The 266-nt window shown below is 62.0% G+C and carries 1 protein-coding gene; it reads left to right on the forward strand.

The window, feature by feature from the left end; genetic code table 11:
* Positions 1 to 36: 36 nt before the first annotated feature.
* Positions 37 to 266 (forward strand): thiaminase II/PqqC family protein (locus tag AB2L51_RS15250; RefSeq protein WP_475557854.1); only part of this gene is annotated, 230 nt, incomplete at its 3' end.

The raw sequence follows: 266 nt of genomic DNA on the forward strand, positions 1-266 counted from the left end.
GATGTAGGCCGCTCACTCGCCGCAGCAGCGAAGACGGTGCTCGATCGCGATCCCGACCACCCCTACGCAACCTGGGTGGCCACTTACGACGCATCCGAATTCCATGCCATCGTCGACGCTGCGAAGAATTTCGTGGACGACGCCGCTGCGGCTGCGACGCTCGATCAGCGCAAGCAGATGATCGGTGCTTTCGTGGTCGCGTCGAGGTACGAATTGATGTTCTGGGACAGCGCCTTGCATCCGACTCCGTGGCCTCTGACCGAGAG

Source organism: Acetobacter fabarum (assembly GCF_040702925.2).
Classification (GTDB): Bacteria; Pseudomonadota; Alphaproteobacteria; order Acetobacterales; family Acetobacteraceae; genus Acetobacter; species Acetobacter fabarum_B.